The following is a 25,295-nucleotide window of genomic DNA, read 5'->3' as shown; positions in this document are numbered from 1 at the left end:
CGGCTGCATGAAAAAGGCGGCCGCATGATCACAGGCTATTGTGTCAACGGTGAAGCGGTCGCTCTCTCCACGGCCGAACCGCCGTCGGGCCTGCGTCCCGATCTCGTCTGGATAGACCTTGTCGAGCCAACCAAGGCGGAAGACCTGATGATCGAGGGACTGCTCGGAATTCCCATTCCGACGCGGGACGATCTGAGGGACATCGAACCTTCGAGCAGGCTTTATACCGACGACGGTGCCGTCTTCATGACCGCTTCGCTCGTCTATCGAAGCGACACGGAAATGCCGGGGTTGACGGATGTCGGCTTCATTCTGGCAGGCAAGCGCCTTGTCACCGTCCGCTATGCCGAGCCGAGGGCCTTCGGCCTGTTCAAGGCCGGCATGCATCGTATCCCCGGCGGCTGCCGCAACGGCGCGGTGATTCTGACGCGCCTGCTCGAGACGATTGTGGACAGGACGGCGGAAATTCTCGAGCAGGCTGTCGACAGGATCGACGACCTGGCGCTTCAGGTCTTCGGCGACAAGGCGTCTGGCCGGCGGCACCGGCCACCGCACTTTCTCGAAGCACGCCTGCGCGACGTCGCGGGCCATCACCGGCTTGTTGCGAAAACGCGCGACAGCCTCGCTTCGCTCTCCAGGCTGCTGACCTTCGTCTATACGGTTCCCGACGTTCAAGCAGACAAGGAAAGCCGGGAACTTTGCCGTACGGTATCGCGGGACATCCAGTCGCTCTCGGAACACACGGCTTTCATCTCTGGAAATATCACCTTCCTGCTCGATGCCTCGCTCGGCCTGATCAATGTCGAGCAGAATGCGATCATCAAGATCTTCTCGATCGCTTCGGTCGTTCTGTTGCCGCCGACGCTGGTCGCTTCTGTCTACGGCATGAACTTTCGCATCATGCCTGAGCTTGAATGGCAGTTCGGCTATCCGTGGGCGCTTGCGGCCATGGTACTTTCGGCCGTGATCCCCTTTTTCTTCTTCCGCTGGAAAGGCTGGCTCTAAGGGCCTGTTGAGCAACATGTCTCAATTGTCTGCTCCCGCTACACCTGGGGTGGAGAATATCCGCCGCCTGCTGGTTCTGGCGCTTGGCTCCGTCGGCGTCGTGTATGGCGATATCGGCACCAGCCCTCTCTATGCCTTCCGCGAGGCGTTGCGCCCCGTTGCGCACGACGGTGTGACGGACGTCGAGATCATCGGTCTGATCTCGCTGATGATCTGGGCGCTGACGATCATTGTCACGATAAAATACGTGCTTTTCCTGCTGCGGGCGGACAACCAGGGCGAGGGCGGCACGCTCTCCCTGCTTGCGCTGCTCATGAAGACCGCCAATGGTCACACGGCGATACTGTTCTTCATGGGCATTGCCGGCGCCGCACTCTTCATCGGCGACGCGATGATAACACCGGCACTGTCGGTGCTCTCGGCCGTCGAGGGTTTGAAGTTGGTGACCCCGGCCCTTTCGGACTACGTCGTTCCGATCGCCGTGGTCATCCTCCTGCTCCTCTTCGCCGTTCAGTCCAAGGGTACTGCCGCGGTTTCCAATTTCTTCGGCCCGATAACGCTCATCTGGTTCGTCGTCATGGGCGCGATCGGTTTCGTCCATATTTCCGACGACCTGTCGGTCTTCAGAGCCTTCAACCCGTATTATTCCGTCACCTTCCTGTTCAACGAAGGCTATGTCGGTATCGTCGTACTCGGCGCCGTCTTCCTGACGGTCACGGGTGCCGAGGCGCTTTACGCCGATCTCGGCCATTTCGGCAGGCGGCCGATCCAATGGGCCTGGTTCACCGTGGTCTTCCCAGCGCTCACGCTGAACTATCTGGGGCAGGGCGCCTTCGTGCTGAAGAACCCGGAGGCGATGTCCGATCCCTTCTTCCTGATGTTTCCGAAATGGGCGCTGCTGCCCGCCGTCATTCTCGCGACAGCGGCCACCATCATCGCCAGTCAAGCGGTCATAACCGGCGCCTTTTCGCTGACGCGCCAGGCCATCCACCTTGGTTTCCTGCCGCGCATGGCGATCTTCCATACGTCCGAGACCCATACGGGCCAGATTTACCTGCCGAACGTCAACACGCTTTTGATGTTCGGCGTCATGGCGCTCGTCTTCCTCTTCGGCTCCTCCGAGGCGCTCGCAACTGCCTATGGCATCTCCGTCACCGGTGCGATGGTGGTCACCACGGTGCTTTCCTTCGAATTCCTGCGTATGCGGTGGAACTGGCCGAGCTGGTGGGCAGCGGGTGCGCTGCTGCCGCTGTTCGCACTGGAATTCGTCTTCCTGGGCGCCAACATGCTGAAGATCCACGACGGGGGCTACGTGCCGATCCTGATTGCGGCGACCTTCATCGTCATCATGTGGACCTGGAAGCGCGGCACAGCAATCCTGCACGCCAAGACCCGCCATATCGACATTCCGCTGGCAAGCTTCATCAAATCGGTCGAGCGCCAGAGCGAGCACGCGCCGGTGTCGGTGACCGGCACGGCGATATTCCTGACCAGCGATCCGGAATCGACTCCTGCCGCCCTGCTGCACAACATCAAACACAACCACGTTCTGCATCAGCAGAACTTCATTCTGACGATCCGGACGGCAAACACGCCGAAGGTGCCGAGGGAAGAGCGGGTCAGCGCGCGGCGGTTGTCGGAGCGTTTCACTCTGCTGGAAATGAAGTTCGGCTTCATGGAAACGCAGAATGTCTCCCAGGCGCTGGGCCTCTTCAGAAAGTCGGGCCTGAAATTCGACATCATGTCCACCTCTTTCTATCTCGGCCGCCGCAAACTTGTGCCCGACGCCCAGTCCGGCATGCCGCATTGGCAGGACCGTCTGTTCATCGCACTCGCCAATGCTGCGATCGATCCCTCCGATTATTTCCGCCTGCCGACGAACCGGGTGGTCGAACTCGGCTCTCACGTGATCATCTGATCCGTTTCACTGCGTCCGCATTAACCAAACATCAAGGTTAATGCCGCATTTTCAAGGCTCAAGCGAAGCGGTCCCGGCGAGCCGGCCGGCCGCTTCCAAACCCTAGCGTCCTGCATGGAATCTTGTCGCTGGCTCATCGCCGGCTTGCGAGAGCGCGTGCTTGAGAAAGAGTTCCTGGAGCCGACCGGTGCGTAAGAGTTGGAAGTTGCGTGACAAGTTTCGGTTTTCGTTCTCGGCCTGGCGCGCCCCGGCGATCCTAGGCCTTGCCGTATTCCTGGGCTTTCCCTCGGCGGTCGCCTATTCGGACATTGCGACGTTTCTGTCCGGCATCAACCGCGGCGGCGAGCGTTGGCGCACCTATCTCACTCCTTCGCCGGCCGGCTCTCTCCACGAAGTCGAGATGGTCTTCACGGACCCGATCACCACCGGTGCGCTCGACGGCGGCGCCGGCATGACCCTGCCGGAAGGCGGCCGCGTGGCGCTGACCGCCGAATCGAAACACCAGGGGACGCCGGACGAGGATCGCGTGACGCGGAAGCTGAAGAAGGGGCGAATCGTCGCGGTAACGCCGGTGACCCCGCCCAAGGACTTCAGCGCCGGATCCATCCTTCAGCGCACGAGCTCGCTTATCGGCCCGGCCCTCGACGGCCCCGAGAAGATGGTCTTCGCCAAGCCGAAGATCAAAGGCAAGGAGATCGAGATCGCCACGGTCTTTTACCGCAAGACGCCGCCGAAGCCGGAACCGGGCCTCTCGCCGATGCTGGCCAAGCTCGTCACCAACGACAAGCCCGACATTCTTGCGACTGCCTATGTCCGGCCCGAGCCGGACTATGCGCGTGAATCACCCTTCGATTCGATCCTGCGGAACGACGAAAATGCAGGGCGCTTCATTCCGGATATCGCGCCCGACGATCATGCCTGGGCGGCAACGCCGCTGCCGCCAACCGTCTTCAGCAAGGAAGAGCAGACCTGTCTGGCCGAGGGAATCTATTTCGAGGCACGCAGCGAATCCGTCAAGGGTCAGGCCGCGGTGGCGCAGGTCATTCTCAATCGCGTCCGCAATCCGACCTACCCGAAGACGATCTGCGGCGTCGTCTACCAGAACAAGGCCTGGCGCAACCGCTGCCAGTTCTCTTTCGCCTGCGACATGATCCGCGACCTGATCTATTCGCGATCGCACTGGAAGACGGCCAAGGAAGTCGCGCTGGCGGTTACCTCCGGAAGGATATGGCTGTCGGAAGTCGGCTCGGCGACCCATTATCACGCCACCTATGTGAATCCCGCCTGGGCGAAGACGATGAAGCGGGTCGGCAAGATCGGACTGCACATCTTCTACAGAACCTATGGCGGCGGCTGGAGCTGACGGCGTGGCCGCCTCCGCGCCCCTGCCAGCCGCCGGAGCCGCGGGCGTGACCCCGTCGTTGGCGGCGATTCCCTCTGCACCTTTGTCGCAGCTTGCCGGATTTATCATTAAGTCGTTGAATTAACACAATAATATTGTCCACGTCGAAGGTGCCTCCATGCCTTGACTATGCGGGTGCCTAAAACTATGTTGCGCGCGACTTCAAATGGGGCCGAAGCGTGGCTTGAACAGCGGCCGTTTGTATGACCGAGATCGCGTTCGACCGCGTGGGGGTGCAAAGGGGAGCCATGTGACGGAGAAGCCGGAAGAAAGTCTGGAAGCGCGGCTCAAGCGTCTCGGCGACGACATCAAGTCCAAGAAGCGGGCGGATGTCTCGGAAGGGGCGGATGGGCGCGCCGATGAAAGCCGCAAGGGGTACGCGGCGGCGATGAAGCTTTCGAGCGAATTCATCGCCGGCATCCTGGTCGGGGCGTTTCTGGGCTATCTTTTGGACCACTTTGCGGGTACAGGGCCGTGGGGCATGATCGTCCTCCTGCTACTCGGCTTCTGTGCCGGCGTGTTGAACGTGCTGCGTTCCGCCGGTCTGGTGGCGAAGCCCGACGAGCGGAAGGGCGAGCCGGGCACGGACAAAGAGGATGGCGGCGGCGTCTGATACGTCGCCGGGAAGAACAGGATTTCCGCTCGCGGGCGGGCAAAACGAAAGAGAAGCGCGGTGTCAAACGATCCGACCCACCAGTTCCTGGTCAACAAGATTGTCCCGATCGAGATTGGCGGAATTGACTTTTCCTTCACCAATGCGTCGCTGTTCATGGTCGCGACCGTGGGTGCGGCCGCGGGCTTCCTCTATCTGACGACGTCGCAGCGTGGGCTGATCCCGACGCGCATGCAGTCGGTTTCGGAAATGTCCTACGAATTCATCGCCTCGATGCTTCGCGAGGGCGCCGGCAGTCACGGGATGAAATTCTTCCCGATGGTCTTCTCGCTGTTCATGTTCATCCTGACGGCGAACCTGCTCGGCATGGTCCCCTATTTCTTCACCGTCACCAGCCAGATCATCGTCACCTTCGCGCTTGCGGTCTTCGTGATCGGCACCGTCCTTCTCTACGGCTTCTACAAGCACGGCTTCGGCTTCCTCAAGCTGTTCGTGCCGCAAGGCGTGCCGGGCGCGCTTCTGCCGCTTGTCGTCTCGATCGAAATCATTTCGTTCCTTTCCCGTCCGATCAGCCTCTCGGTCCGTCTTTTCGCCAACATGCTGGCGGGCCACATCACGCTGAAGGTCTTCGCAGGCTTCGTCGCATCGCTCAGCGCTTTTGGAGCGCTCGGCATCGGCGGCGCGATCCTGCCGCTCATCATGACCGTCGCCCTCACCGGTCTTGAATTCCTTGTCGCCTTCCTCCAGGCCTATGTCTTTGCGGTGCTGACCTGCATGTACCTCAACGATGCGGTCCACCCCGGAGGCCACTAAGGAATAAACAGTCGCTGGTTTCCGGTCGGCTTGCCGCCGGAAGCGCAAATCCTAAGCCGCAACACCATTTCGAAGGAGTCAATCATGGAAGCGGAAGCAGCAAAGTACATCGGTGCAGGTCTTGCATGCCTTGGTATGGCCGGCACGGCTCTCGGCCTCGGCAACATCTTCGGCAGCTACCTGTCCGGCGCTCTGCGCAATCCGTCGGCAGCTGACGGCCAGTTCGGCCGCCTCGTATTCGGCTTCGCCGTTACGGAAGCTCTGGGCATCTTCTCGCTGCTCATTGCACTCCTCCTCCTCTTCGCCGTCTGATATCGGCAGAAGTTTTGGCCGCGGCCCGTCGGGCCGCGGCCGCGCATATTCTTGAGTGCACCTGGAGGTGAGCATGTTTGTGACCGAGGCATACGCCCAGTCATCCACCACCGAAGGCGCCGAAGCACACGATGCCGCTGCGGCCGGTGAGGTGCACACCGAAACGGGTGTGGCCCACGAAGGCGAGCATGGCTCCGGCGTGTTCCCGCCCTTCGATTCGACCCATTTCGCTTCGCAGCTTCTTTGGCTCGCGATTACGTTCGGGCTTTTCTATCTCCTGATGTCGAAAGTCATCATCCCCCGGATCGGCGGTATCCTCGAGACGCGCCATGACCGGATCGCTCAGGACCTCGACGAGGCATCTCGTCTGAAGGGCGAGGCCGATGCGGCCATCGCCGCCTACGAGCAGGAACTGGCAGGCGCAAGGGCAAAAGGCCATTCGATTGCGGACACCGCACGCGAAGCTGCCAAGACGAAGGCCAAGGCCGATCGCGACGGTGTCGAAGCCGAGCTCGCGAAGAAGATTGCCGCCGCAGAGGCGCGCATCGGCGACATCAAGTCAAAAGCGCTTGCCGATGTCGGCGCCATCGCCGAGGAAACTGCAACGGCCGTGGTCAAGCAATTGATCGGCGGAACCGTCACCAAGTCCGAGATCGCTGCGGCGTTCAAGGCTTCGGGCGGCAACTGAGGATAAGAGAACAATGGCTCTTGATGCGACTTTCTATGCCCTCGTAGGCCTTATTCTCTTCTTTGCCCTCATCGCCTATCTCAAGGTTCCGGGCATGGTCGGCAAGGCACTCGACGCCCGCGCCGACAAGATCAGCAACGAACTGGCGGAAGCGAAGCGTCTGCGCGAGGAAGCGCAGAGCCTCGTTGCCGAATATCAGCGCAAGCGCAAGGATGCCGAGGCGGAAGCCGCGAGCATCGTCGCCGCTGCCCAGCGCGAAGCAGAGATGCTGACGGCGGAAGCAAGGCAGAAGACCGAAGAATATGTCGCGCGCCGCACCGCACTTTCCGAACAGAAGATCAAGCAGGCCGAAAGCGATGCGATCAATGCGGTTCGTGCTGCTGCCGTAGACCTGGCAATCAGCGCAGCCGAGAAAGTGATCGCGAGCAAGGCCGACGCAGGCGCTCAGGAGTCGCTCTTCAAGAAGGCGCTCGGCGAGGTCAAGTCACGCTTGAACTGAGCGTCGGTTCGACCGAGATTCAAGGGCCCCGCTTCGGCGGGGTTTTTTCGTTGCGCGGATGGGAGGTTGTCTCCGACATCCCCGGTCGGGTTCAGCGGTTGTGATCGTGTCGACCAAGCCCTTGCCGGGAGGGACGCTCATGCCTACAGCCTGGATCAGGGCGGCGGAGCCGCTTTGCGCGGCGCGGAAGAAAGCTTCCGGTTTACGCCCCCGATCAAGGGCCAGGGCCGACGTCGACTACAATTGTCGGAACGGGCGGAAGCTCATGCGGTGCAGGGAGCAGGGGCCATGGCTTTCGATCGCGGTGCGATGCTTCACCGTCGCATAGCCCGCGTGATGGGCAAAGCCGTAGAGGGGAAAGGTTGCATCGGCCCGGGCCATCATCCGGTCGCGGGTGACTTTGGCGACGATCGATGCGGCGGCGATCGACACCGAGCGGCTGTCGCCTTTGACGATGGCCTTGGCGTGACAGGTAAGCCCGGGAGGGACGTCGCGGCCGTCGACGAGAACGATGCGAGCCGCCACCTCCAGGCCATGAACGGCGCGGCGCATCGCATCGAGGCTGGCTTTCAGTATGTCGGTCGTATCGATGCGGGCCGACGAGGACGAGGCGATCGAGACCGTCGCCGTCGCCAGAATCTCCTCGAACAATGCCTCGCGCTGCTCCGCGCTCAAGAGCTTGCTATCGTTGAGGCCCGCCGGGATCGCCTCCGGATTGAGGATGACAGCCGCAGCGACGACAGGGCCCGCGAGCGGACCACGCCCGGCCTCGTCGGCGCCCGCCACCGGCCAGAGACCGTCGCGCTGCGCCGCGCGTTCGAACGCGAAATCCGGAACGGCCGGCGGAAGAGGGAAAAGAGGGGAATCGGGCTGTTTGCTGCGTGTCATGCGGGCGACATTGGCATACTCGCCCGATTCCCTTCAAGCCCCCGGCTCGGTTTGCGGCGGTTGCCGGGGAAGACCAGCACCGCCCCCGAGGCAAAGGGCGGACACTGGAAGTTTTAAGGCACATCGGCGGTCGAGATCGTGACGTTTTTTCAATCTCCGGTGCGATGGCCTGTCGAAAAGGTCTGCATCAAAGCAGCGACAGTTGAACCCCCATCCCGAGCGGCGGCACGAAGAGATCGCTGCGCAATTGCCGGCGCGTCAGATTGAGGCCGAGCCGCTTGGCGGCAAGCTCGAACCGACGGCCGATCTGCCAGGCATAAGGTCCGCTGCCCTTCATTCGTTTACCGAACTCGGCATCGTAATCCTTGCCGCCGCGCATGGAACTGATGAGCGACATGACATGCCGGTAGCGGTCCGGATAGTTTCTGAGAAGCCAATCACGGAACAGGGGGCTCACCTCCAGCGGAAGCCGGAGGAGGACGTAGCTCGCATCCGACGCGCCGGCCGTCTTCGCCGAATCGAGCACGCGCTCGATCTCGTGGTCGTTCAGCGCCGGAATGATCGGCGCGACCAGAACGCCAGCGGGAATGCCGGCCTCGGAAATTGCGCGTAGCGCCTCCAGCCGCTTGGTGGGCGTCGACGCCCGCGGCTCCATGCTGCGCGCTAGTTTCCGGTCGAGCGTGGTCACCGAAATCCCGACCCGGGCAAGCCCCTTTTCCGCCATCGGCGCCAGCAGGTCGATGTCGCGCGTCACCATGGCCGATTTGGTAACGATCATGACCGGATGATTGGCGTCCTTGAGCACCTCCAGGATCTGGCGCATGATCCGCCATTCCTTTTCTATCGGCTGATAGGGATCGGTATTTGTGCCGATCGCGATCGGACGGAGCTTATAGTCCGGCTTCGCCAGCTCGCGCTCGAGAAGACGTGGCGCGTCCGGCTTGGCGAAGAGCTTGGCTTCGAAATCGAGCCCTGCCGAGAGCCCCATATAGGCGTGCGTAGGCCGCGCGAAGCAGTAGATGCAGCCGTGCTCGCAGCCACGATAGGGATTGATCGATCGGTCGAAAGATATATCGGGAGAATCGTTGCGCGTGATCGCGGTCTTCGGCTTTTCTATCTGGACCTCGGTCTTGAACGGCGGCAGCTCCTCGAGCGTTTGCCAACCGTCATCGAAGACTTCGCGCGTCATCAACTCGAAGCGTCCGGAGATGTTGAGGGCGGCACCGCGGCCGCGCCGACGATCGACGTCGATTCTGATGCCGGTTCCGGCGACGAGGGCTTCCGCCACATCCGCGCTGTTGCCTGGCGCATAGACGCCCTGCTTGAGTTGAGACAGATCGTTCATCGAAATCTCCCGGAACCATGTTCGGTTCGCTTGGTGCTGATTATTTTCCTAGCGTAGAAGAGGGAACAAATCAAGAACAAATGTTCAGCACAGGTCCGGGGAAGGTCCGTCATCATCCCGCACCCTGTGCGGAACGGCGCTTGTAGCAATCTGCGCTGCGATGCGGTAGGAACGCCTATGCTGACGGTCATCATGGAAACGAAGGACAACGAAGCGGAGCTCGCACAGACGCTCTCGGCGCTCGTTGCCGGTGCGGTGGAAGGGCTCGTCAGCGATGTCATAATCCTGGACCACGGATCGACCGACGGCTCTCCCAGGATCGCGGATGCGGCTGGCTGCCGCTTCTGCCTCGACTGGGATCTCGGCGATGTCCTTCGTTCGGCCCGCGGCGAGTGGCTGATGCTGCTGGAGCCTGGTGCCCGCCCCATCGGTCGCTGGGTGGATGAATTGGCCGAATACGTCTCTTTGAACAGGAGCCCGGCGCAGTTTTCTCCCTCGCGAATGCATAAGCGCCCGCTTCTCAAGCGCCTGGCACACAGGTCGCCGCCGCTGGAGTCCGGATTTCTGATGCCGAAGGGTGATGCAGTCGCGGCTGCGCGCGGCAACATGCCGCTCAGCGGCCTTACGAGCGGACGAGCTGCCCGCAAACTTGCGACCGAGCTCGTCCCAGCCTGGGTCGCAATGGAGAACCGGTCGACCGGTGAACGGCATCGGACGCCTGATTCCAAGATGTGAGCTTGCGATAGGTTGTCCATTCGCCCCCCGACCGAGGTGTCGGAGGGACCCAAATGGCATCGTTGTTGTCAGAGCGAGCGGACTGCAAGCGAGTTCAATTGCCAGGCCGAGTCGATCGAAATGTCGATGCTGACGTCATTGAGGAGTGCCCAGATGCGATCGGCCACGCCGACATAGATCCAGAGCTCGCGGCCAGCGGGGAAGGCCATCTCGGTGAAGAGGTTGATGATTCTTCGTTCCCCAGGAACGGCCTGGATTGAGGTGCCGGGGAAGCTCTCGCCATCGCCGCTGCAGTCGAGGCCCGAGGCGAACCACTGGTCGCTCACCTCGTTCGCCGGTTCGACATCCTCCCAGTTCCAGAACACAGCCAACACGAGGCGGCCGCGCGTCGTCGCGTGAAAGTCGGACCACCCGAACTCGTCGTAGGTCGAAATGTGATGGCGGCAGATGAGGGCCGACAGGTCGGCCTTGACTTGCAGTATCCCGGTGCGAAGCGTCTTGAACGGCACGAGATAGCCGTTCTCCCGATAGGCACAGAGAAGATCCACGTCGGAGGCATCGCTGTTGCGGGCGATCAGTTTCGATCCAAACCGGCCGGCACAGTCCAGATAGGAACTGTTCTCCACGATTGCTCCGTCGCCGGTTGCCTGATTCTGATCGAGTCTGTCCCAGCAACCTCCAAAGGGCGGGAGAAACAGCTTTTCCTTGTCCGGATCGGGCGCGACATACACGATCGGTGGCTGTTTGAAGATGTCGGTCACGCTGCCGACCACCGTTTCGTGGCGGTGGAAGGCTTCAGGGCTCTTCACCAACGCGCCGACTTCGCTATAGGCGCGCTTATGAAGCCGTTTGAGCGCGTTCAGATCAAGGTCGGCATTCCTGGCCCCCACGAACGACCTGTATCGAAGACCGGGGCCGCGCGGATCATCCCGCAAGCCCGACCTTGCAACATTCTTGATCCTGTCGCGCAGTTCAGGTGCCATAATATGCCGTCGCTGCTCCGCGAAAGACCGGCGCAATGCGTCCAGCCTGTCCACCGTTGCCTGCCATTCATCCTTCCGCCGCCTTTCGTAGAGCGCCCGCAGCCCCAGCGGAATCTCGGCCTCAGGCCAATCCGTTTTCGAATATGTATGCTCTGCCGTTCCCATGACCTCCTCCTTACCCTCGCGGGGTCGCGGCGCGGAGCCTCGAGCGGCGCGCCTGCGTCGTTAGTGAAAACCGGGAAAAGGGGCTCCGAGGCGGTAAACAGGAATGGGGTTTCTCCGGCGACGAGAAGCCGTCATATGCCGGTGGCAGCCCCGAGCTGAGCCTCTTCTCCGAAGCAAGAATGGGGCGTACCTTGCGGTACCCCCCAAAGTGGCTCTCAAATGACCTTGTTTATGCAAATAATCGTCTGTGAAAATGTCTTGCCATGCAGGCCCACCGTTGCGAACGGGCAGCACGTCGTAGCCTTCTCTCTTTTCCCGATATTGCCCCAGAAAAGAGGCCGGACATTCGCTCGAAGCAATTAAACGGTGCTTGCCTTGCCCGCTTCGAGCCAAGCCGACGAAGGCAAACTAACGGGATTCTGGGCGCTGGGCTGTTCCAAACGGAACACGAATTTCGTCAGCCGCGCTTCAGGTGCTCGTCGAGTCTCGGCATGATCTCGACGAAATTGCACGGCATGTGCCGGTAATCGAGTTGCTGCTTCAGGATTTCGTCCCAGGCATCCTTGCAGGCACCGGGGGATCCGGGCAGGACGAAGATGAAGGTCGCGTTGGCGACCCCGCCCGTGGCTCGCGACTGGATCGTCGACGTGCCGATCTTCTCGTAAGAGATCCGGTGGAACACCTCCGAAAAGCCATCCATGCGTTTCTCGAAGAGCGGCTCCAGCGCTTCCGGCGTCACGTCGCGGCCCGTGAAGCCGGTGCCCCCGGTGGTGATGACGACGTCGATCGCGGCATCGAGCGTCCAGGCCTTTACCTGTCCGTAGATCTTCTCGCGCTCGTCGGGAACGATTGTCCGCGCCTCGAGCCGGTGGCCGGCCTCCCGTATTCTCGCTTCGAGCACATCGCCGGACTTGTCGTCCGCGCGTGTGCGCGTGTCCGAGACCGTGAGCACGGCGATGCCGATGGGAATGAAGGGGCGTCTTTCATCGAGGCCGGGCATCTGGCGTTATCCTGATTTTCCCGCGGTTCGCGTCGCCTGAACGTACCATCGCGGGTGGTCGGCGGAAATGGTCTCAGCGGCACGCTCGGCGCTTTTCGTCCCCGTGAACAGTCCGAAGCAGGTGGCGCCTGAGCCGGACATCCGCACGAGCGCGGCGCCTGCATCGTGCAGTGCATTCGAGACGGTTTCGATCATCGGCTCGTGCGCACGTGCCGGCGGCTCCAGATCGTTCCGCAGGGCCGCCATGGCCGTCAGCCATTCGGCAGTCGAGCGGGCATCTTCAGGCAAGACCAGCGCAGGATTGGTCTTCCTGACGAGCGATCGGAAGATAACCGGCGTGGAGACCGCGACGAGGGGGTTGACGAGGACGACGTCGAAGGGCGGCAGCTCGGGAAAAGGCGTGATCTCTTCGCCGATGCCTCTCGCGACGAGGGGGCCTCGGTCGAGACACATCGGAACGTCCGCGCCGAGCTGCAGCGCAAGGCTGTCGAGCCTTGCCGCTTCGACGGTCGCGCCCCAGAGCGACAGCAGCCCGCGCAGAGTCGCGGCGGCATCGGCCGAGCCGCCGCCGATCCCCGATGCTATCGGCAGGTTCTTCTCGAGATGCAGATGAACCGGGCCGGCCATTCCACCCTGCGCCGAAAGCTCGCGCCGCAACAGGTCCCGGGCGCGGAGCACGAGATTACCACCATTGCCCTCGGCTGAAAGGTCGGTGGCGAAGCGGCCCGACACCGTGAAACGGTCCCTTTCCGCCGCGGTCAGCCCGACCCGGTCGCCACATTCGGCGAAGGTCACCAGGCTTTCCAGCAGATGGTGGCCGTCGGCGCGCTGCCCGACGACGTGCAGCGCGAGATTGATCTTGGCGGGCGCCGCAAAGGTCAGTGCGAAGCCCGGAATGCCGTCTGCCTGCATGTTACGGTCAGGACTTCTTGTCCGGCGCTGTCTCGGTCTTTTTCGGCAGTATTTCCTTGGCATCCGCCGCGGCCGGGACCGGTTCCTTAAGCGGCGGCAGACCGTTTTCGATCTTCGCCTTGATCTTCGGAATTTCCGCTTCCTCGGGCTTCAGCTCCAGCGCCTGATTCCACTGGAACACGGCTTCGAGCTTGCGGCCGACGCGCCAGTAGGCATCGCCGAGGTGGTCGTTGATCGTCGCGTCGCCGGCCATCAGTTCGGCAGCGCGCTCGAGCTCGGTCACGGCCTCGTCGAACCGGTTCATGCGGAAATAGGCCCAGCCGAGCGAGTCGACGATATAGCCGTCGTCGGGCTTGAGCTCGACCGCCTTGCGGATCATCTCAAGCCCGTCTTCGAGGTTGATGTTCATATCGACCCAGGAATAGCCGAGATAGTTCAGAACCTGCGGCTGATCCGGGTTGAGCTCCAGTGCCTTGCGAAAGTTCGGCTCGGCCTTTTCCCAGAGCTTCTGGCGTTCGTAGGCAATGCCGCGCTGGAAGAAGACGGTCCAGTCGCTCCGCTTCGGCACGGGGCCGATCGCGGCGACCGCGCGGTCGTAAAGCTCGCCCATCTCCTTGTAGTCCTTGGCGTCGGAAAGCACGCTGCCATAGGCGAGATAGTTGCGGATGTTCTTGGGATCGACGTCGATCAGCCCTTTGAGATGCTTTTTCGCCTCGTCTACCTTGCCGATGCCGGCGAGGCTGAGGCCAAGCTGAAGTTCGGAAAGGCGGCGCATCGGCGAGCTCTCCGGCACGCTCTTGTAAAGCGCTATCGCCTCTTCCGGCTTTTTGAGGTTTTCGGCGATCCCGCCGAGCATCACGAGAATATCGGCGCTTTCCGGGTCAAGCCGACGCGCCGTCTGAAGGTAGAGCGAAACGATGTCTTCCGCGCCTTCGCGGTTGAGCGCGCCACCGATCGAAAAGAGAACGGCGGCCGCACCCTGCACGGCGTTGCGTACCTGCTGCTCCTGCGGCTTCCCTTCCTCGACACTCTTCCTCAGCGCCTCGAGCGGAGTGTAGTTGTTGACGAGGCTTTCGCCGACGGCGATCGTATCCAACGCCTTCTGCTTGTTGCCTTCGCGCGCTTCGAATCGCGCCAGCGCCTCGACGGCCCGCATGAAAGTGTCCGGCGCGGCGCCGCCGCCTTCTCGGTCAAGAATGGCGTCGTTGAGCCGGGCGCGCGCGGTCGTCTTGTCGCCGGCCGCAAGCGCAATCGCCCCCGCATGATAGTTCCTGAAGATCCGGAACCATTCCGGGCCATCCAAATTCTTGATCTGCGCCAGCGCTTCCTTCGGTCGGCCCTGGCCGAACTTGGCCCAGGCGGAAAGCAGCGAGCTCATCAGCCGGTCGAGATCGTTCGGACCGTCGTAGTTCAAGAGCTTTTGCGCGTTGCGGTATTCTCGCTTGCGGATGGCTTCGATCGCGCGGACCACCGTGGTGATCCTTTCGACGGCGGGATCCGATTTCAGCTCTTCGGCGATCTTGGCGCCTTCATCGAACTTGCCGCTCATCAGCAGCGTGATCATCAGCCGCTGCTTGACATCGTTATTGCCGGGCTCGAACCTGAGTGCGGTGCGATAGAGTTCGGTTGCCGCCGCAAAGTCGCGATCGACGTCTGCCGTGCGCGCCGCAAGGAATGCGCCGGCAAAGGTGTTAACGCTCCTGATATCGAAAGGCTCGGCGTCTTCGACCGGCGCCTTCTCCTCGGCAAAGGCCTGCTGGTTGCCGGTCACCGTTGCAAGAACCAGCATTGCCGCGCCGCTGAGAAGGCGAAGGAATGTATTCTGCCGCATATCAAACCTTTCATTGCCGGTGGTACAATTCGAGACGCCACCGCTGGTTGGCCCGGAGCCGATTGGAAATCGGGCGCAAGTCTTCAAGAATAGAATGGCTTTTTTGGCGCAGCGCGGCAAGAAATTCCTCCGGAGAGGTCTTCGTCCGCCGCTGCTGCGGCGCCGGATCCCGTGCCGGAAGCGTAAGCCTCGCGGCAACACTTTGAATTGCTGCATGTTTCTGCCCTTGGATCGGCCGCGATGCAAGGAAACATGAAGTGGCTCAGCTTACCCGATCGATGCAGAAATCGATCACCTCGACGAGCGCCGATTTCCATGGGGAAGCCGGCAGCGGCGCGAGCGCGTCGCGGGCGATCGTACCGTAGTGTTTGGCACGGGCGATCGTATCCGTAAGGCCGCCGTAGCGACGGATGAGACCCAGCGCCTTTTCGAGATTTGCCGCGTCGCTTGCGCCGCCCTCGATCGCCTCGCGCCAGAACGCCCGGTCTTGCGGCGTGCCGCGGCGATAGGAGAGAATGACCGGCAGCGTGATCTTGCCTTCGCGAAAATCGTCTCCGACATTCTTGCCGAGATCGCTCGACGTTCCGCCATAGTCGAGAACGTCGTCGACCAGCTGGAAGGCAAGGCCGAGATTGGTGCCGTAGGATTTCAGCGCGTTGCGGTCGGCTTTGCTTCCGCCTGCGACGATCGGCCCGACCTCGGAGGCGGCGGCGAAGAGGGCCGCTGTCTTGGCGCGGATAACCTGCAGATAGTCGTCCTCGGTCGTCTCCATGTTCTTGGCGACCGAAAGCTGCAGGACCTCGCCCTCCGCGATCACCGATGCGGCGGTCGAAAGGACGTCGAGCGCATCGATCGAGCCGACGTCGACCATCATGCGGAATGCCTGCCCGAGCAGGAAATCGCCGACGAGCACGCTTGCCTGATTGCCCCAGATCGTCCGCGCCGTCGATTTGCCGCGCCTCAGATCGCTCTCGTCGACCACGTCGTCGTGCAAAAGGGTCGCCGTGTGCATGAACTCGACGCTGGTCGCGAGCTTGATGTGACCATCGCCCTCGTAGCCGAACATCGAAGCGGCTGCGAGCGTCAGCATCGGCCGGAGCCGTTTGCCGCCCGAGGAAATCAGGTGGTTGGCGACTTCCGGGATCATCTGGACGTCGGAACCCGCCTTGGAAAGAATGAGCTGGTTGACCCGCTCCATGTCGGACAGCGTCAGGTCGACAAGCGGCTTCACAGATGCCTGTTTGTTTTTATTGTCTTCCAGCGGTATCACTACGCCCAACGCCCGGACTCCTGTTTCGTTGCGGGTTCGACAATAGAAAGAGGGGCTTCGGGCGGCAAGAGGCGAATTGTCCCGCCCGCAGCTTTAAGACAGGAAAATAGAGCCGGATGAAAGAGCTGATCCGCACCAATGATGCCGTCCTTCTTTCCTTTGCGGAAAGCCTGATGAAGGATGCCGGGATCGGATGCTTCATCGCCGATCAGGACATGAGCATACTCGAAGGATCGCTCGGCCTCCTGCCGCGGCGCTTCCTGGTCGCCGAGGACGATGCCAACCGGGCGCGGCGCATTCTGATCGATGCGGGCCTCGAACGGGAATTGCGGCAATGATCGGCTGTGGCCCTTCCGCGAGGCGGAAAGCGGCATGACGGGAATTCCGGAGACGGTGGATGCTTTCCACCGCGGCAGGTTCCACCTGATCCAGCCTCTGGGTCAGGGGCATCGTTCGGGAATGGATGCGATGCTGGTCGCATCCCTCGTTTCCTGCCGCAGCGCGTGCCGCGTCGCCGATCTCGGCGCCGGCGCCGGTGCGGCCGGCCTGGCCGTCGCGTCGCGGATCGAGGAGGCCGAAGTGCTGCTGGTCGAGCGTTCGCCGGTCATGGCGGATTTTGCGCGCCGCAGCCTCGCATTGCCTGAGAACGCGCATCTTGCCGGCCGGGTCTCGGTGCTCGAAGCCGATGTCGCGCTGAGCGGCAAGGCGCGCGCGGCCGCGGGTCTCCCGGACGACACATTCGACCACGTGATCATGAACCCACCCTTCAACGACGCCGCGGATCGCAGGACGCCCGACCGGCTGAAGGCGGAGGCCCATGCAATGAGCGGCGACCTGTTCGAAGCGTGGATCAAAACGGCCGGAGCAATCATGAAGCCGGGCGGGCAGCTTTCCCTGATCGCCCGGCCCGAATCGATCGCCGGGATCATCGAAGCCTGCGGCCGCCGCTTCGGCGGCATAGAGATCACCCCGCTTCTGCCGCGGGCAGGCGAAAATGCCGTGCGCATCCTCGTATCCGCGATCAAGCAGAGCCGCAAGCGGCTGGCGCTGCGCGCGCCGCTCGTGATGCACGGGGAGGGCCACCGGTTCTCGCCCGAGGTCGACGATCTCAACAACGGCCGCGCGGCCTATCATCGCCGATGATTAACCGTAAGCAGGGCATTGCGTTTGCGACGCCAATGCATACATGCACGACGACGATTTGGATTGCTGCATGTCTTTGTTCTTAAATCGGCTAGGATTTAAGAAGATATGCAGAGATTGCAGCGGGCAGGAGTTGAAATGGCCGGATTCTTCAGAAAGCTGATGCCGAAGCGCTTCCGCAGGGATGGTGTGACGATTCCGGCGATCAGGCTGCATGGCGCAATCATGGCCGGCGGCAGCCCGCTCCGCCCGGCTCTCAATCTTGCGACGGTTGCGCCGCTGCTCGAAAAGGCCTTCTCCGTCAAGGAGGCCCCGGCCGTTGCCATCTCCATCAACTCTCCGGGCGGTTCGCCGGTGCAGTCCCGTCTTATCTATCAGCGCATCCGCGATCTCGCGCAGGAGAAGAGGAAGCGCGTGCTGATCTTCGTCGAGGACGTGGCGGCGTCCGGTGGTTACATGATCGCACTGGCCGGCGATGAGATCATCGCGGATCCGACCTCGATCGTCGGCTCGATCGGCGTCGTTTCGGGCGGCTTCGGCTTCCCCGATCTCCTGAAGAAGATCGGCGTCGAGAGACGGGTCTACACGGCGGGCGAAAACAAGGTGGTTCTCGATCCTTTCCAGCCGGAGAAGGAGCGTGACATCGAATTTCTCAAAGGCCTGCAGCTCGAGATCCACGACATCTTCATCCAGATGGTCAAGAGCAGGCGCGGTTCGCTCCTGGCCGACCATCCCGATCTTTTCTCGGGGCTGTTCTGGACGGGGCAACGTGGCCAGGAACTCGGCCTGGTCGACGCTCTCGGCGACATGCGGGGCGAGGTGAAGAAGCGCTATGGAGAAAAAGCGCGGCTGGAGCTGATCCAGCCGGCCCGAAGCCTCTTCGGGCGACGTCAGCCCGGGGCAGCCGTAGCCGGAGCAATCGCGGGGCCGCTCGTCGCAACGGCGGCTGCAGGTCTTGTCGACGCCGTCGAGGAACGGGCGCTCTGGGCGCGTTTCGGTCTTTGAATCGGCCCTGTTCCTTGCGTGAGCGTGTGTTTTTGAAGAACGGTCTCGCGGCATCTGGCCAGCACCGCAAGAGCGCGCTAACACTGCGATTTGCTGCATCCCCTCGCGCCGTCGTTCCATTGGAGGGAAATGCAGAGGAGGAACCATGCCGCAGATCATCCTGCTTCTGATTATCGCCGTCATCGCCTGGATCGGCTATCGCAAGTTCATCGCAGACGCCGAGAAGCTGACGCGTCAGCGTGAGCGCCTGCGCAGGCAGCGCGAGACTGGCGCAAACGGCACGCTCGTCAAGGACGCCGAGACCGGCGAGTACCGCCTGAAGCGCGACGACGAGTGAGGCTGCCTGACCGAATACCGGCGGGTGAAGGCGCTTGACCCTCGCCCTGCGGCATGGCACCTGTCCCCGCAAATCTTGACGAATTCGGACCCGGATCCCATGACGATTGCACCCCTCCCGGACCACATGAACCCGAAGCGCTCCTTTCAGGCTCTGATCCTGACGCTGCACAACTATTGGGCCGACAAGGGTTGCGCCGTGCTTCAGCCCTACGACATGGAGGTCGGCGCAGGCACGTTCCATCCGGCGACGACCCTCAGGGCGCTCGGGCCGAAGCCATGGCGCGCGGCCTATGTGCAGCCGTCGAGGCGCCCGACCGACGGTCGCTACGGCGAAAATCCCAACCGGCTGCAGCACTATTACCAGTATCAGGTGATCTTGAAGCCCAACCCTTCCAATCTGCAGGAGCTTTATCTCGGCTCGCTCGAGGCGATCGGCCTCGATCCGCTGCTGCACGATATCCGTTTCGTCGAGGATGACTGGGAGAGCCCGACGCTCGGCGCCTGGGGCCTCGGCTGGGAATGCTGGTGCGATGGCATGGAAGTGTCGCAGTTCACCTATTTCCAGCAGGTTTGCGGCATCGAATGCTCTCCGGTTTCCGGCGAACTGACCTACGGCCTCGAGCGCCTGGCGATGTATGTCCAGGGCGTCGACAATGTCTACGACCTCAACTTCAACGGCCGCGAGGGCGCCGAGAAGATCAGCTATGGCGATGTCTTTCTGCAGGCGGAGCAGGAATATTCGCGGCACAATTTCGAATACGCCAACACGGCGATGCTGCATCAGCATTTCATCGATGCGGAAAAGGAATGCCTGGCGTTGCTGGCCGCCGGTGCGCCTGATGACTCCAGCAACAACCGCCTGCACAAATGCGTCTTCCCCGCCTATGACCAGTGCATCAAGGCGAGCCACGTCTTCAATCTTCTGGATGCCCGGGGCGTGATTTCGGTGACCGAGCGCCAGAGCTACATCCTGCGCGTGCGTACGCTCGCGAAAGCCTGCGGCGAAGCCTTCCTGCTGACTGAGGCCGGCGGCGCCAACTGGAACAGGGAAGCGGCCTGATCAGGAGGTCGCAGAGGTCCTCCGGCCGCATGGCGGAGCAAGCGGGTCCGATCGCTGCGAGCAGATGTGCTCGCTCCCGTCGAGCCGCCACTTCGGCGCCGGCGCTCTGACGCTCGACAACTCGCCGGCATAGATTTGCAGCGCGCGGCGCACACCGCTCGGCCTTTCGATCGGGCCCGCGCTTGCATGGGTCGCGAAAAGGGCGGCAAAGGCGATCACGTTGATGAAGCTCACGGGGGTGTTCATGGCGGCACTAAGCGTTGAGGTTGTTCGATGGATGGACTATCGAGCATCCGCCGACGCGTTGCCGTTACCGGTGGAACAGCCTGAGGCTGCAGACGTCGGCACCACCCGTTCGGCAGGGGCTGGGGGCGGTCTTGTGATCGGCCGCTGTAGAACTTTGAAGTGCTGACAGGTTTGTTCTTGAATCGAATAGAATTTAAGAAAACATGCAGTAGGATCGCCGTGATCCAAAGGAGGGTTTGATGATCGGGCTGGCAATTGGCGTCGCCGTTATTCTTTATCTCGTCTTCGTCTATAACGGCCTCGTCAAGGCGCGGCAGATGGCCGAGGAGGCCTGGTCCGGCATCGACGTGCAGTTGAAGCGGCGCGCCGATCTCATCCCGAATCTGATCGAGACGGTGAAGGGTTACGCCGCTCACGAGAAGTCGACGCTCGAGGAGGTCGTTACGCTGCGCAACCGGGCTCAGGCGGTGCCGGAAGGCGATGTCGCGGCGCGGGCCGCGGCCGAAGGCGCGCTTTCGCAGGCGCTTGGCCGCGTCTTCGCGCTCGCCGAATCCTATCCGGACCTGAAGGCCAACGAGAATTTCGCAGAACTCCAGCGTTCGTTGGAAACGATCGAGGGCGAGATCCAAATGTCCCGGCGCTACTACAACGGCGCAGCGCGCGATCTCAACGTCAAGGTCGAGAGCTTCCCATCGAACCTGATCGCCAACGCCTTCCGCTTCGTCAAGGCCAGCTATTTCGAGATCACCAACGAGGCGGACCGCGCGGTTCCGTCGGTCAAGTTCTAGATCAATTTCACTGAATCAATAAAACGATCTATCGGTTCGAAACCGCGCACTTCCGGACGGAAAACCGTTAAATACTTTTCTGGAAGTGCTCCGGTGGGCCTGAAAAAGGGAATCCCGATGAGGCGGCTTTTCGCGGCGCTTGCGCTCGTCACCTTCGTTCTTGCATCGCCGCTCGTCGCGGCGGCGGAAGAGTTCATCTCCGCCTACCATTCGGTCATAGAGGTCGCGAAAGACGGCACGCTCACGGTCACCGAGACGATCACGGCGAATGTCGAAGGCAACCGTATCCGGCGCGGCATCTACCGCGACTTTCCGCTGACCTTCGTCGACGAGCGCGGTGGCCGCAGCAAGGTCGACTTCAACCTTCTCTCCGTCGAGCGGGACGGCGACGAAGAGGAATACCGCACGGAATCGATCAGCGGCGGCATCCGCATCTACACGGGAAGCGCCGACGTGCTCCTGCCGCATGGCGAACACACCTTTCAGATCACCTACGAGACGAGCCGGCAGATCCGCTTCTTCGACGACCACGACGAGCTCTATTGGAACGTGACCGGAACCGAATGGGCATTCCCGATCGAGGAGGCGACCGCCACCGTCACCTTGCCGAAGGGCGTGAAGGCGGAGGCGCTCGATGTCTTTACCGGCGGCTACGGCGCGACCGAAAAGGATGCGCGCGCGGTGGAGGAGGGCGACGAGATCTTCTTCGCGACCACGCGCCGACTGCGCCCGCAGGAGGGATTGACCGTCGCGATCAAGCTGCCCAAGGGCAGCATCGAACGGCCAACCGCCTCCCAGGAAAATATCTGGTGGCTGCGCGATCACATGACTCTGGTCATCGCCGGGTCCGGCCTCCTCCTCGTCCTGCTCTATTACGGGCGCGCCTGGGTGCGTGTCGGCCGCGACCCGGCCCGCGGCGTCATGGTCCCGCGCTGGGACCCTCCGCACGGCGTCTCGCCCGCGCTCGTCAACTATATCGATAACAAGGGCTTTTCCGGCGAAGGATGGACAGCGCTTTCCGCGGCGGCGCTCAACCTTGCGGTCAAGGGGCATGTCATCCTCGAAGACCTGAAGAAGGCGGTCGTCATCACCGCCACGGGCAAGAACGGCGAGAAGCTGCCGACCGGCGAAGCGGCCTTGATGAAAGCGGTGGACGCGGCCGGCGGCAAGCTCACCATCGACAGGGCGAACGGCAAGAAGATTGAGGCGGCGGGTTCCGGCTTCCGCAGCGCGATGGAGCGCGAGCATCGCGGCAAGTATTACCGCGCCAATACCGGATACGTGGTTGGCGGCATCGTGCTTTCGGTCGCCACTCTCGCGGCGCTGTTCGTCTTCGGTGACCTGAGCGAGGACAGCGTTCCTTTCGTCATCGTCCCGGTCTTCCTCGCCGTCTTCATTTCCGCCTTCGCCGTTTCGGTCGGTAAATCGCTCCGGCGCGGCTCGAGCCTCGCACGCCGCATTCTGTCGATCGTCGTGCTTGCCTTCATCGGCTTCGTGCTGTTCACGGTTTTCTCGAGCATTCTCGCCGCGCTCGTCTTTTCGGCCAGCGATCCGGGCGACCTGCCGCTGTTCTTCGCGATCGGTGGCATCGTCCTCGTCAACGGGCTTTTCTATTACCTCATGGGCGCGCCGACGCCGCTCGGCACGCGCATGATGGATGGCATCGACGGACTCAGGCAATATCTTACGCTCGCCGAGAAAGACCGTCTGAACATGCAGGGCGCGCCGGAAATGTCGCCGCGGCATTTCGAGACCCTGCTCCCCTATGCCGTCGCGCTCGGTGTGGAAAAGCCCTGGAGCGAGACCTTCGAGCGTTGGCTGCTTGCGGCTTCGGCGGGCGCGGCGGCAGCCGCCTATCAGCCGAGCTGGTATCACGGCGACAGCTTCGGGCCCGGATCCTTCACCGACACGATCGGCGGTCTTGCCGGTTCGATGGCGGATACGATGACGTCTTCCTTGCCGCCGCCTGCGAAGAGTTCGTCCTCGGGCTTTTCTTCCGGCGGCGGGTTTTCCGGCGGTGGCGGTGGCGGCGGTGGCGGTGGCGGCTGGTGACAGCGGATTTCCTCGCCGGCCGTGATGACATTTTCGCCAGAGCTTGCTAAGTCCGCCGCAACCTTCCGGAACAGAACGAAGTCTCGAATCCATGCCCGATCTCCTTATTGAATTGCGATCCGAAGAAATCCCCGCCCGCATGCAGCGCAAGGCGGCCGGCGATCTGAAGAAGCTCGTGACGGACGCTCTGGTTGAGGCGGGGCTCACCTATGAAGGCGCGCGCGAATACTGGACGCCGAGGCGGCTGGCGCTCGACATCCGCGGCCTGACCGCGCGCTCCGCCGACCTGCGCGAGGAGCGCAAGGGCCCGCGCATCGACGCGAACGAGAAGGCGATCGAAGGCTTTCTCCGCGCCGCGGGCCTCTCCTCCGTCAGCGAGGCTCATGTCCATAACGACCCGAAGAAGGGCGATTTCTATGTGGCGCACATCGTAAAGCCCGGCCGGGAGGCGGAAGAGATCATCGCCGATGTGATGCCGGCGATCATCCGCGACTTTCCCTGGCCGAAATCCATGCGCTCCGGTGCCGCTTCGGCCAAACCGGGCAGTCTTCGCTGGGTCCGGCCGCTGCAGTCGATCGTCTGCACGTTCGGCGCGGAACACGACGAGACGAAGGTGATCCCCTTCGAAGTCGATGGCATCGTCGCCTCGAACGTCACCTACGGCCACCGGTTCCACGCGCCGGAGGCGATCACGGTCCGCCGCTTCGCCGACTACGCCGAGAAGCTTGAAAAGGCGAAGGTTGTGATCGATGCGGAGCGCCGCAAGGAGATCATCTCGGCCGACGCCCACAACATCGCTTTCGCCAACGGCCTTGAGCTCGTTGAAGACGAGGGCCTCCTGGAGGAAGTCGCCGGTCTCGTCGAATGGCCGAGGGTGTTGATGGGCAGCTTCGAGGAAAGCTATCTCGAAATCCCGTCCGAAATCATCCGACTGACGATCAAGACCAACCAGAAATGCTTCGTCACGCGGAAGCCCGGCGCCGAAACGCTGTCCAACCGGTTCATTCTCGTCTCGAACATCGAGGCGAAGGACGGCGGCAAGGAGATCGCCCACGGCAACGGCAAGGTCGTGCGTGCGCGGCTCTCCGACGCGGCGCATTTCTGGAAGCGCGACCAGGGCGATTTGCCGGATCTCGAAACGCTGGCGGCGTCTGCCGAGAAGTTCGGCCTAGATCTGAAAAAGCCTCTCGACCAGCGCATGGCGAAGCTCGACGCGCTGAACGTGACTTTCCATGCCAAGCTCGGCACGCAGGGCGATCGTGTCGTCCGAATCCGCTCGCTCGCCGCAGCGCTCGCCAAGCTCACCGGTGCCGATCCCGCCTCCGTCGATCGCGCAGTCGTGCTCGCCAAGGCGGACCTTCGCACCGAGGCAGTCGGCGAATTCCCGGAGCTGCAGGGCATCATGGGCCACAAATATGCCGTTCTGCAGGGTGAAAGCGCGGCCGTCGCCAATGCGATCGAGGATCACTACAAGCCGCAGGGACCATCCGACCGTGTGCCGACCGATCCCGTCTCGGTAACGGTGGCGCTTGCCGACAAGCTCGATACCCTCGTCGGCTTCTGGGCAATCGACGAAAAGCCGACCGGTTCCAAGGACCCCTATGCGCTGCGTCGTGCGGCACTCGGCGTGATCCGGCTCATTCTGGAGGGAAGTGCGCGGCTGCCGCTTCTGCCTTGTTTCGATGTGGCGCTCGCCGCCCTGAAGGCACAGCGTCCGGATATCGCAGCCGAGATTTCCGCCGATCTGCTCGCCTTCTTCCACGATCGCCTGAAGGTTTACCTGCGCGATCTCGGCGCGCGATACGATCTGATCGATGCGGTGCTCGCGTCGGATGCGGACGATCTGTTGATGATCGCCCGCCGCGTCGAGGCGCTGACCGCCTTCATCACGGCCGAGGAGGGCAGGAACCTGCTCACCGGCACGAAACGTGCGACGCAGATTCTCGCTGCCGAAGAGAAGAAGGGTACGGAAGTCGCCGAGAGCGTCGACGAAGCATTGTTCCGGCTCGACGCCGAGCGGACGCTGCACGCTTCGATCAAGGTCGCGTCGGACGATGCGCGCGACGCGATCGTCAAGGAGGATTTCCGCTCCGCCATGGAGGCGCTCTCGAAACTGCGCGAGCCGGTCGACGATTTCTTCAACGATGTTCTCGTCAATGACGAGGATAAGGCGATCCGTGCCAACCGCCTCGCGCTCCTGGGCCTCATCCGCTCGGCGACGGGTGAGGTGGCGGACTTCTCGAAGATATCGGGGTAACTCGAAGCGCTCTGCACCGCAGAGGT

Annotated in this window: 25 protein-coding genes; 17 read left to right on the top strand and 8 right to left on the bottom strand. The window is 62.3% G+C overall.

Annotated features, from left to right (window positions below; all coding sequences use genetic code 11):
• The first annotated feature begins 24 nt into the window (after window positions 1-24).
• The 8 genes from ACTJKL_RS14845 to ACTJKL_RS14810 all read left to right on the top strand — a co-directional run bounded on the left by ACTJKL_RS14845 (window position 25) and on the right by ACTJKL_RS14810 (window position 7,250).
• On the top strand, window positions 25-1,005 hold the full coding sequence (locus ACTJKL_RS14845) for a magnesium transporter CorA family protein (protein ID WP_100669259.1): 981 nt from the start codon (window positions 25-27) through the stop codon (window positions 1,003-1,005).
• 16 nt (window positions 1,006-1,021) lie between these two features.
• Window positions 1,022-2,923: a potassium transporter Kup gene (locus ACTJKL_RS14840; RefSeq protein ID WP_440853201.1), complete on the top strand. Its 1,902-nt coding sequence runs from the start codon at window positions 1,022-1,024 to the stop codon at window positions 2,921-2,923.
• 205 nt (window positions 2,924-3,128) lie between these two features.
• A complete protein-coding gene (locus tag ACTJKL_RS14835; RefSeq protein ID WP_100669257.1) occupies window positions 3,129-4,286 on the top strand; it encodes a cell wall hydrolase in 1,158 nt (385 codons plus the stop codon).
• Window positions 4,287-4,575: 289 nt separating this feature from the next.
• Entirely contained in the window at window positions 4,576-4,938 is a 363-nt protein-coding gene (locus tag ACTJKL_RS14830; RefSeq protein WP_275596670.1) for an AtpZ/AtpI family protein, read from the top strand.
• 60 nt (window positions 4,939-4,998) lie between these two features.
• On the top strand, window positions 4,999-5,751 hold the full coding sequence (locus ACTJKL_RS14825; RefSeq protein WP_018094382.1) for a F0F1 ATP synthase subunit A: 753 nt from the start codon (window positions 4,999-5,001) through the stop codon (window positions 5,749-5,751).
• An 84-nt stretch (window positions 5,752-5,835) separates the two neighbouring features.
• Window positions 5,836-6,063 (top strand): F0F1 ATP synthase subunit C, encoded by a 228-nt coding sequence (locus ACTJKL_RS14820; protein WP_003533642.1) that lies wholly within the window; start codon window positions 5,836-5,838, stop codon window positions 6,061-6,063.
• A gap of 73 nt (window positions 6,064-6,136) precedes the next feature.
• Window positions 6,137-6,751 (top strand): F0F1 ATP synthase subunit B, encoded by a 615-nt coding sequence (locus tag ACTJKL_RS14815; RefSeq protein WP_440853184.1) that lies wholly within the window; start codon window positions 6,137-6,139, stop codon window positions 6,749-6,751.
• Window positions 6,752-6,764: 13 nt separating this feature from the next.
• Window positions 6,765-7,250 carry a F0F1 ATP synthase subunit B gene (locus ACTJKL_RS14810; RefSeq protein WP_018094384.1) on the top strand — a complete coding sequence of 162 codons (486 nt, stop codon included), beginning with the start codon at window positions 6,765-6,767 and terminating at the stop codon, window positions 7,248-7,250.
• Between the two features lie 237 nt (window positions 7,251-7,487).
• Here the strand turns inward: ACTJKL_RS14810 and rnhB are convergent, their stop codons facing one another.
• Window positions 7,488-8,138: a ribonuclease HII gene (gene rnhB / locus ACTJKL_RS14805; RefSeq protein ID WP_100669251.1), complete on the bottom strand. Its 651-nt coding sequence runs from the start codon at window positions 8,136-8,138 to the stop codon at window positions 7,488-7,490.
• Window positions 8,139-8,325: 187 nt separating this feature from the next.
• Entirely contained in the window at window positions 8,326-9,483 is a 1,158-nt protein-coding gene (locus tag ACTJKL_RS14800) for a PA0069 family radical SAM protein (RefSeq protein ID WP_440853183.1), read from the bottom strand.
• Between the two features lie 177 nt (window positions 9,484-9,660).
• On the opposite strand from ACTJKL_RS14800, the gene ACTJKL_RS14795 reads away from it, so the two are divergent.
• Window positions 9,661-10,218: a glycosyltransferase family protein gene (locus tag ACTJKL_RS14795; protein ID WP_100669247.1), complete on the top strand. Its 558-nt coding sequence runs from the start codon at window positions 9,661-9,663 to the stop codon at window positions 10,216-10,218.
• A gap of 68 nt (window positions 10,219-10,286) precedes the next feature.
• Here ACTJKL_RS14795 and ACTJKL_RS14790 read toward each other — a convergent pair whose 3' ends face one another.
• The 5 genes from ACTJKL_RS14790 to ACTJKL_RS14770 form a co-directional block, all read right to left on the bottom strand.
• Window positions 10,287-11,366 (bottom strand): hypothetical protein, encoded by a 1,080-nt coding sequence (locus ACTJKL_RS14790; RefSeq protein WP_440853182.1) that lies wholly within the window; start codon window positions 11,364-11,366, stop codon window positions 10,287-10,289.
• A gap of 457 nt (window positions 11,367-11,823) precedes the next feature.
• A complete protein-coding gene (gene moaB, locus ACTJKL_RS14785; RefSeq protein WP_018094389.1) occupies window positions 11,824-12,366 on the bottom strand; it encodes a molybdenum cofactor biosynthesis protein B in 543 nt (180 codons plus the stop codon).
• A 6-nt stretch (window positions 12,367-12,372) separates the two neighbouring features.
• Window positions 12,373-13,278: a 4-(cytidine 5'-diphospho)-2-C-methyl-D-erythritol kinase gene (locus tag ACTJKL_RS14780; RefSeq protein ID WP_440853181.1), complete on the bottom strand. Its 906-nt coding sequence runs from the start codon at window positions 13,276-13,278 to the stop codon at window positions 12,373-12,375.
• A gap of 7 nt (window positions 13,279-13,285) precedes the next feature.
• The gene (locus tag ACTJKL_RS14775) at window positions 13,286-15,109 is read right to left on the bottom strand and encodes a tetratricopeptide repeat protein (protein ID WP_100669241.1); all 1,824 of its coding nucleotides are present in this window, start codon (window positions 15,107-15,109) and stop codon (window positions 13,286-13,288) included.
• Window positions 15,110-15,371: 262 nt separating this feature from the next.
• On the bottom strand, window positions 15,372-16,388 hold the full coding sequence (locus ACTJKL_RS14770) for a polyprenyl synthetase family protein (protein ID WP_010968861.1): 1,017 nt from the start codon (window positions 16,386-16,388) through the stop codon (window positions 15,372-15,374).
• A gap of 107 nt (window positions 16,389-16,495) precedes the next feature.
• On the opposite strand from ACTJKL_RS14770, the gene ACTJKL_RS14765 reads away from it, so the two are divergent.
• The 5 genes from ACTJKL_RS14765 to ACTJKL_RS14745 all read left to right on the top strand — a co-directional run bounded on the left by ACTJKL_RS14765 (window position 16,496) and on the right by ACTJKL_RS14745 (window position 19,926).
• Complete coding sequence (locus ACTJKL_RS14765; protein WP_100669239.1) at window positions 16,496-16,717, top strand: putative signal transducing protein; 222 nt, start codon at window positions 16,496-16,498, stop codon at window positions 16,715-16,717.
• 34 nt (window positions 16,718-16,751) lie between these two features.
• Complete coding sequence (locus tag ACTJKL_RS14760; RefSeq protein WP_324763026.1) at window positions 16,752-17,522, top strand: tRNA1(Val) (adenine(37)-N6)-methyltransferase; 771 nt, start codon at window positions 16,752-16,754, stop codon at window positions 17,520-17,522.
• 138 nt (window positions 17,523-17,660) lie between these two features.
• Window positions 17,661-18,527, top strand: a complete 867-nt coding sequence (locus tag ACTJKL_RS14755) for a S49 family peptidase (RefSeq protein ID WP_102761391.1) — start codon at window positions 17,661-17,663, stop codon at window positions 18,525-18,527.
• A gap of 145 nt (window positions 18,528-18,672) precedes the next feature.
• Window positions 18,673-18,864, top strand: a complete 192-nt coding sequence (locus ACTJKL_RS14750) for a hypothetical protein (RefSeq protein ID WP_003533286.1) — start codon at window positions 18,673-18,675, stop codon at window positions 18,862-18,864.
• A 99-nt stretch (window positions 18,865-18,963) separates the two neighbouring features.
• Window positions 18,964-19,926, top strand: a complete 963-nt coding sequence (locus ACTJKL_RS14745; protein WP_018094396.1) for a glycine--tRNA ligase subunit alpha — start codon at window positions 18,964-18,966, stop codon at window positions 19,924-19,926.
• Here ACTJKL_RS14745 and ACTJKL_RS14740 read toward each other — a convergent pair whose 3' ends face one another.
• Window positions 19,927-20,172 carry a hypothetical protein gene (locus ACTJKL_RS14740; protein WP_345774906.1) on the bottom strand — a complete coding sequence of 82 codons (246 nt, stop codon included), beginning with the start codon at window positions 20,170-20,172 and terminating at the stop codon, window positions 19,927-19,929. It lies immediately after the preceding gene.
• 239 nt (window positions 20,173-20,411) lie between these two features.
• Between ACTJKL_RS14740 and ACTJKL_RS14735 the strand changes: the two genes are divergently transcribed.
• The 3 genes from ACTJKL_RS14735 to glyS all read left to right on the top strand — a co-directional run bounded on the left by ACTJKL_RS14735 (window position 20,412) and on the right by glyS (window position 25,269).
• On the top strand, window positions 20,412-20,960 hold the full coding sequence (locus tag ACTJKL_RS14735) for a LemA family protein (RefSeq protein ID WP_018094398.1): 549 nt from the start codon (window positions 20,412-20,414) through the stop codon (window positions 20,958-20,960).
• Between the two features lie 117 nt (window positions 20,961-21,077).
• Window positions 21,078-23,012 carry a DUF2207 domain-containing protein gene (locus ACTJKL_RS14730; RefSeq protein ID WP_440853180.1) on the top strand — a complete coding sequence of 645 codons (1,935 nt, stop codon included), beginning with the start codon at window positions 21,078-21,080 and terminating at the stop codon, window positions 23,010-23,012.
• Window positions 23,013-23,103: 91 nt separating this feature from the next.
• Window positions 23,104-25,269 (top strand): glycine--tRNA ligase subunit beta, encoded by a 2,166-nt coding sequence (glyS, locus tag ACTJKL_RS14725; protein ID WP_440853179.1) that lies wholly within the window; start codon window positions 23,104-23,106, stop codon window positions 25,267-25,269.
• The last annotated feature ends 26 nt before the right edge of the window (window positions 25,270-25,295 follow it).

The organism is Sinorhizobium sp. 22678 (assembly GCF_052044265.1).
Lineage (GTDB): Bacteria > Pseudomonadota > Alphaproteobacteria > Rhizobiales > Rhizobiaceae > Sinorhizobium > Sinorhizobium meliloti_A.
The sequence above is the reverse complement of the archived record's forward strand: the minus strand, read 5'-3'. Positions and strand labels throughout refer to the sequence as shown.